Origin of the sequence: Desulfosarcina cetonica JCM 12296 (assembly GCF_001311845.1) — a bacterium.
Taxonomy (GTDB): Bacteria; Desulfobacterota; Desulfobacteria; order Desulfobacterales; family Desulfosarcinaceae; genus Desulfosarcina; species Desulfosarcina cetonica.
The window spans coordinates 1-4,288 of the sequence record NZ_BBCC01000316.1; the positions used below are offsets into that span (position 1 = coordinate 1).

The 4,288-nt window shown below is 60.6% G+C and carries 5 protein-coding genes; 3 read left to right on the forward strand and 2 right to left on the reverse strand.

Going from position 1 to position 4,288, the window contains the following annotated elements; all coding sequences use genetic code 11:
• The 3 genes from JCM12296_RS32805 to JCM12296_RS32815 all read left to right on the forward strand — a co-directional run.
• A partial coding sequence (locus tag JCM12296_RS32805) for a single-stranded-DNA-specific exonuclease RecJ (RefSeq protein ID WP_218188409.1) occupies nt 1-865 on the forward strand: 865 nt, incomplete at its 5' end.
• 155 nt (nt 866-1,020) lie between these two features.
• Nucleotides 1,021-1,440 carry a hypothetical protein gene (locus JCM12296_RS32810; RefSeq protein WP_054701959.1) on the forward strand — a complete coding sequence of 140 codons (420 nt, stop codon included), beginning with the start codon at nt 1,021-1,023 and terminating at the stop codon, nt 1,438-1,440.
• Nucleotides 1,441-1,448: 8 nt separating this feature from the next.
• Entirely contained in the window at nt 1,449-2,474 is a 1,026-nt protein-coding gene (locus JCM12296_RS32815) for a ribonuclease Z (RefSeq protein ID WP_054701961.1), read from the forward strand.
• Between the two features lie 29 nt (nt 2,475-2,503).
• On the opposite strand, the gene JCM12296_RS32820 is transcribed toward JCM12296_RS32815, so the two are convergent.
• Nucleotides 2,504-3,523 (reverse strand): CofH family radical SAM protein, encoded by a 1,020-nt coding sequence (locus JCM12296_RS32820; protein WP_172684229.1) that lies wholly within the window; start codon nt 3,521-3,523, stop codon nt 2,504-2,506.
• A gap of 143 nt (nt 3,524-3,666) precedes the next feature.
• On the reverse strand, nt 3,667-4,288 hold a 622-nt coding region (locus JCM12296_RS32825; RefSeq protein ID WP_218188410.1), incomplete at its 5' end, for an MqnA/MqnD/SBP family protein.

The window sequence follows — 4,288 nt, forward strand, 5'->3', positions numbered from 1 at the left end:
GGAGGCGATCGCTTTTCGCTTGGCCCCACGAATCAACGCCGCCGGTCGCCTGGCCCATGCCCGCATCGCCTGTCAGCTGCTGCTTTCCGAAAACCCCGCCAGCGCCGATCGGCTGGCCAAGGCCCTCTGCCGACTCAACAATCGGCGCCAGCAGATGGAAAACGGCCTGTTGGCATCGATTCAAAAGGCCTTCAAGCGCTACCCGGAGTGGCTGGCCAAACCCGTTCTGGTAGTAAACGGGGATCACTGGCACGAAGGCATCTTGGGCATCGTCGCCTCCCGCCTGGCCCGCCAGTACCATCGCCCGGCCGTGGTGATCAGTGCCCGCGATGGCCATGCCAAGGGATCGGCCCGTAGTATCGAAGGGATTGACGTATCGGCCAGCCTGGGGCAGTGTGCCGATCTTCTCGAGCGTTACGGCGGCCATCCCCAGGCAGCCGGTCTCTCCCTCCAGGCGGCCAACATCCCCCTTTTCCGGTCCCGCCTGGAAGCGGTGATCGCCAAAACCCCGGTTACGCCACCGCCCCTTTTCATCGATGCCCAGCTGCCGCTGTCCCAGGTCACGCCGGATCTGATGAACCACCTGGAACGTCTGGGGCCCTTTGGCCAGGGCAATCCCCATCCGATTTTCATGGCCCTGGGCGTCCGGGTCCGCGACTGCCGGACCGTGGGTATCCGTCATCGCCAGATGACCCTCGAGCAGGCTGACGGCCATGGCGGCGCGATTCAAGCCATTCAGTTCAATACGCCCGCCGGCAAGGGCCTAACCCACTTTAACCGGATCGCCTATCGGCCGCAATGGAACCATTGGAATGGCAATCGGACGCTGCAACTGATGGTCGAGGACACCGACCCGCAACGATAGCCGGGTAGAAGAATTCATCCCCCTGCGGGCGGGCCTTTGCATTATTTATCAAATCGACCGTTTTTACTGTTTTTTTACTTGCATTGGCCCGGTCATCTTTCTATAAAGGGGCCAATATCGGATCATGACCAATCCATTAACAGCAGGTGATCACCATGGCGAAAGTGTTCAGACCCAGCAACCGCGAATCCAGCATTCTGTCCCGAATCGAATCCGGTAAGGAGCAGGCCCGCCGGGTGGCCATCAATAATGTCAGAGAAGATCCGGCGCGATTCGCCAATCCCATCGCCATGAAGCTCGTTGAGGAGCATCTGGTCGAAACCACCAATAAAAATGAACTCGAAGAGCAAATCCTGAAAAGTCTGGAAACCCTCACCCATGCCGACGAGTTCGATGTCGACTATCAGATCGCGCCATTCCGGAACCTGGTGCAGCAGCCCAACGTGGTCAGCCTTTATCTCACGGCCTTCGTCATTGAAAAATTGATCAACCACAAATCCGTGGTCGACATCTTCGGATCGGATGCCGATATCTACATGTGCATTCACAAGCAGGTTGCCAAGCTCCTGCCCTGACGCGTCGAATGGGCCCGACGTTTCTTCCCCGACTGGTCAACGGCCCATTTGACGATCCCGCACTGTTCGTTCCGTTTCGACACCAGCATCGGGCACTGCTTTTCGACTTGGGTGACATTGCCACCCTGCCCTCCCGTGACGTTTTAAAAATCAGCCATATCTTTGTGACCCATACCCATATGGATCACTTCGCGGGATTCGACCGTGTGTTGCGCCTGATGTTGGGGCGCGACAAGGAGCTGTTCCTCGTCGGCCCCCAGGGTTTTCTCACCAACCTGGCGGGCAAGCTCGCCGGCTACTGCTGGAATCTGGTTGAGAATTACGCCCATCGGTTCGTTCTGCATGCCACGGAGCTTCATCCCGACCGCGCCTTGACCTGCCGGTATCCCTGTCGGAAGGGATTCCGGCCCGACGGAGAGATCATCGAGACGCCCTTCACGGGCATGGCCCTGAACGAGCCGAACCTCCGCGTGGATGCCGTCCATCTGGACCACGGGACACCGGTGCTGGGCTTTGCCCTGCACGAGCGTTTCCACATCAATATCTTGAACGTCGCATTGGCGCGTTTGGGCCTGAAACCGGGGGCATGGCTGAACCACCTGAAGGAAATGATATACGCTGGCACCGATCCAAAAACACCGGTGGAGATTTCCGGATCGCCGGACGAAAAGCCGCGGATTTTCCCCTTGGGCGAGCTCGAAGCGGCCATCGTGCGTATTTCAGCGGGCCAGCACCTGGCCTACATCACCGATTCGGCCGGCTCCCCCGAGAATATGCGCAAGATCATCGCCATCGCCGAGGGCGTGGACCAGCTCTTCATCGAAGCGGCCTTCTCCGACCACCACCAGGCAGTCGCCCGCCAGAAGCATCATCTCACCGCTCGCCAAGCCGGAATGATCGCCAGGGCCTGCCGAGCCAAGCAGTATCATCTCTTCCACTTCTCACCGCGCTATAGGGAGCATCCCGATCTGCTCGAAGTCGAGGCACGGGCGGCCTTTACGGCAAAAGGGGCCCTTGACCGGCCCTTCCCGTAACGCCGATATCGGGCTTCGTACGCATCCCGTCAGGCGGTAATGGCGTCAGCGGTTCCCAGCGGCGAAGGTGGCGGGTAAACCGACTGGACTTCGTAACGGGAATCCCGCCTGGCGGGCGTGAATCCGGCACGCTGGATAATGGTGACCACATTTTCCAGGGTGGCCTTTCGATCGTGGCCGGCTTCCTTGTGCACATGTTCCTCCACCAGGACGCCACCGAAGTCGTCGGCACCGGCCAAGAGTCCCAACTGACCGGCGGCGATGCTCTCGGAGAACCAGGAAGACTGAATGTGGGTAAAATTGTCCAACACCAATCGGGCCACGGCGATGATCCGCACGTAGCGGGCCGCGTGGACGCCCTGGCTGACCTGGCGACCCAGGACTGTCGCTCCCGGCTTGAAGGACCAGGGAATGAAACTGGTAAACCCTCCGGTGCGATCCTGGAGATCGCGCAGGAGAAAAAGATGCTCGACAATCTCCGCGTCGGTTTCCACATGGCCGAACATCATCGTCGCCGTGGTGGCAAATCCCAGGCGGTGGGCCGCTTCGCTGACCGCCAGCCACTGCGCGCTGCTGGCCTTGCGCGGGGCAATGATGCCACGCACGCGTTCACTGAGAATTTCCGCTCCGCCGCCGGGAATCGTGCGGATGCCCGCCGCCCAGAGCACCGTGAGCACTTCTTCGACGGATAGTTTTTCCTTGTCGGCCATGAAAACGATCTCGGCCGGGCTGAAGGGATGGATATGCGTGCCGGGGCAGGCATCCTGGATGGCGGCGATGTAATCCTGCCACAGCGCCAGATCGACCCGAGGATGGTGTCCGCCTTGGAGCAGCACCGTGGTGGCCCCCTGGTCGGCGGCCGCGCGAACCTTGTCGGCCAGTTCCCGGGGACTGAGCAGATAGGCATCCGCATCGCCGGGCTTCCGGCAAAAGGCGCAGAAGCGACAACCGGTCACACAGACGTTGGTGTAGTTGGGGTTGGTGTCCGCCACAAAGGTGACCACCGGATCGGGGAAACGCCGCAGGCGCTCCCGGAAGGCCAGGTTCATCAATTCGCCCATGGCAGATCGGTCAAAAGCGCCAGGGCCTGTTGCCGGTCATAACGTGGCGTTGTCGGGTTTGGCGTGGGTTGCGTTTGATTCATCATCTCTTCCTGTAAGTCCGCATCTTGCATGTTCTGCAGCCGAGGAGACTACGCGCCGGAAGGGGGAAAGGCCGGTTCCGGCCCCCACTGTTCCAGAAGCTGGACAAACCGCGCCTGCCCCTGGATGTCGGTATCGTCCAGACTGCGGCGAATCACCTGGAAGTAACGCCGGATGACCTCGGGCGCCACCCCCACGGCCGCGGCGGACGGCTCCACGGCCTTCTCGACCAATAGCGGTTCCCGTTCCCTGAAACGTCCCAGCCAATCGCCAAGGGCCTGTTTCACCCCATCGGCGGCATCCGTGCGAACCACCCAACGGGCAAAAACAAAAGGCAGCCCCTGCATGTCAAACCACTTATCGGCCAGATCGATAACATGGGGGAAATCATCCGCCACCGGCCGCTGTCCCCGAACCAAAGCACGGTCGCCAATGAGCAATTCGGCATCGGCACGATCGTCCTTGCCCACCTGAAGGGGCAAATGATCGAGCCCGACCGTATTTGCCAGCAGCAGGTGAAGCAAGCGCACGCTGGAAGCGGTTTCACGGGTAATGCGCACGGTTTTCGGTGCCCTGAGGGTTTCAAAGGGGACCCGCGAGAAAAGCATCACACTCATGCAGGGCCCTTTGGCGGCAATGCCGAAGCGGCCCAGCATTTCGACCCGCTGGCTC